The sequence below is a fragment of the Protofrankia sp. CiP1_Cm_nod2 genome (genome assembly GCF_920664355.1).
Taxonomy (GTDB): Bacteria; Actinomycetota; Actinomycetes; order Frankiales; family Frankiaceae; genus Protofrankia.
The window spans coordinates 1-2,904 of record NZ_CAKKTL010000179.1 but is presented as its reverse complement, the minus strand read 5'-3'; the positions used below and the strand labels follow the sequence as shown (position 1 = coordinate 2,904).

1 protein-coding gene is annotated in these 2,904 nt (G+C 75.0%); it reads left to right on the top strand.

The window, feature by feature from the left end; translation table 11 throughout:
• Positions 1–437: 437 nt before the first annotated feature.
• The gene (locus tag NBW84_RS17860) at positions 438–2,678 is read left to right on the top strand and encodes an ABC transporter transmembrane domain-containing protein (protein WP_250285872.1); all 2,241 of its coding nucleotides are present in this window, start codon (positions 438–440) and stop codon (positions 2,676–2,678) included.
• Positions 2,679–2,904 lie beyond the last annotated feature (226 nt).

Here is a 2,904-nt window from a genome sequence, read left to right as displayed (position 1 = left end):
GAACACACCGGTTCGCCGAACACACCGGTTCGCTGGGCGTCCGTCAGCTCATGGCCGTCTGCCGGACATCTCGTGAGTGGACGATGCCGATGTGGGTCAGCCTCCGATGTGGGTCAGCCGCTACACGGTAACCATTGCACACGGTTGCTGATCGTATGCGAAATGGTGTGCGTCAGCTGTCGTATACGAGCCGTCGGGTGCGCCGCGCGCATGGACCGGACGTCACCCGCCGGGCGATGATTGCGTCGGGTGATGATTCCGGCGGGTGATGGTTCCGGGAGAGCGCGACGCCGGTCAGAGGACGTTGCGGTGTACAGCGTTGTCGACGTGAACGCGTCCCGGCGGTGCTGGCCGGCACCGGCCGGGGCTGGCCGGCGTAGCCGGCGGAGCGCCGGCGGTGAGCAGTACGGCCGTGGTGAGCGGCAGAGGGGAGAGCCGTGCCCGAACACGCCCCGAACCACGCGCAGGCGGCCCCGGGTCACGCGAAGGCGCTGACGGCCGCGGAACCGGACGTGCTGGCAGTCGCGAGGGCGCCCGCGACCAGGGCCTGCGCGCGGTCCGTATCCGCTCCCGCCGCTCCCGCGTTCGCGTATACGGGTGTCACCCAGGAGGCGGGCACGGCGGACGCGCTGGAAGCGGACACGGGCGCTGGCACGGCAGGCGTGAGCCCGGCGGGCGCGCGTATGGCGGATGCGGACACGGCAGGCGTGAGCCCGGTGGGCGTGAACACGGCGGATGCGGAGACGGCGGATGCGGAGACGGTGGGGGCGCCGCTTTCCGCGGGCTCTCCTGCCGTCATCCGCCGGGGGCTGGCCATCCTCGGCACGGGGATCCGGGACGAGCCCCGGGTGTTCGCCGTCGCGGTCGTCGGCAGCGGCCTGTTCGGCCTGATGATGGTGGCGAGCGCGGTGGTGCTCGGCGAGGTCGTCGACAGGGTCGTGCTGCCGTCCTTCACGACCGGCCGGGCCGGCGCCGGCGGCCTCGCGCTGGCCGCGGTCGTCCTGTTCGCGGTCGGGGCGGCCCGGGCCGCCGGGATGTTCGTACGCCGGCTCGGCGGCGGTGTGATGGCCTTCCGGCTACAGGCCGCCTGCCGCCGCCGCGTCGTCCGGCAGTACCTGCGGCTGCCGCTGTCCTGGCACCAGCGCCATCCGACCGGCCTGCTGCTGTCGAACGCGAACGCCGACGTCGAGGCGAGCTGGGCGCCGGTCCTCCCGCTGCCGTTCGCGGTGGGGGTGCTGGGCGCGCTGGTCGTCGCCCTGACAGTGCTGATAGTGACGGATCCGCTGCTCACCGGTGTGGGATGCGTCGTCTTCCCGGCCTTCGGCGCTGTCAACATCGTCTATGGCCGGAAGATCTCCCCGTTGCTCGCCCGCGCCCAGCAGCTGCGGGCGGAGGTCAGCGGGCTCGCGCACGAGTCCTTCGACGGCGCGCTGGTGGTCAAGACAACGGGCCGGGAGGACGACGAGACGGCCCGGTTCGCCCGCAAGGCGGACGAGCTGCGCGCGGCGATGGTGCGCGCCGGGCAGGTCCGGGGGCTGTTCGACCCGGTGATGGACGCGTTGCCCAACATCGGCGTGCTGGTCGTCCTGCTGGTCGGGACGGCCCGGATCGCCGCGGGCGACCTGGCGGTCGGGGAGCTGATCCGGGTCGCCTACCTGTTCACGCTGCTGGCGTTCCCGCTGCGGGCGATCGGCTGGGTGTTCGGCGAGCTGCCCCGGTCGGTCGTCGGCCACCGCCGGGTGAGCACGGTGCTGCGGGCCCGTGACGACCAGCGTTTCGGCTCGGAGTCCGTGCCGGGACGCGCGCCGGTGGCGCTGGCGGTGGACGCCGTCTCCTACACCTATCCACGGCCGTCCCCACGGCCGGCCCCACGGCCGTCCGTGGGGCCGCTCACCGAGGGTGGGGCGCCGGCGGCCACCGCGGTGGCCGTTTCGCCCCCGGAGAGCCCGGCGCTGGAACGTCCGACGCTGGACAGGGTGAGCTTCGAGGTGCCGGCGGGCCGGGTGGTGGCGCTGGTGGGACGGACCGGTGCGGGCAAGTCCACACTGGCCGGCCTGCTGGTCAGGCTGTACGACCCCGACAGCGGGGCGGTCCGCGTGGACGGGGCCGACCTGGCGGAGCTCGCCCGCGACGAGGCCGCCGCGGTGGCCGCCCTCGTCCCCCAGCAGGCGTTCCTGTTCGACGACACCGTCCGCGCCAACGTCACCCTCGGCTCCGAGGTGGGCGACGAGGCGGTCTGGGAGGCGCTCGCGCGCGCCCAGGCGGACGGTTTCGTCGCCGCGCTGCCCGCCGGGCTGGACACGCGGGTCGGCGAGCGGGGCACGACGCTCTCGGGCGGCCAGCGGCAGCGGATCGCGCTGGCCCGCGCGCTGGTCCGCCGGCCCCGCCTGCTGGTGCTCGACGACGCGACGTCCAGCGTCGACCCGCGGGTCGAGTCGGCGATCCTCGCGGGGCTGCGGGCGCGGGCGGGCGCGTCCACGGTGGTCGTCGTCGCGCACCGGCGGGCGACGATCGAGCTCGCCGACGACGTCGTCTACCTGGAGCGGGGACGGGTCGCCGGGCACGGCAGCCACCGGGAGCTGATGGCCACCGCTCCCGGTTATGCGGCGTTGCTGTCCGCATATGATCTGGCGGATGTGGGCGGCGGCCAGCCCGAGGACGCGGGGCTGCCGCGATGAGCGCGCGCTGGCCGGCGGAGTGGGTGCGCACGGTCGGTGACGTCGGGCCGGCGTGGTGAGTACCGCCGCCGTGCCCACACCCCGTGATCCGCGCAGTGCCCCGGGCAGTGGGCCGGGCAGTGGGCCGGGCAGCGGGCCGGAGCCGGCGGCGGCCCCGCCGCCGCGGCCCCGGGAGCCGCTGTGGGCCGCGGTGGGCCGGATCCGCCGGCTCGCGCCGGAGCTCACC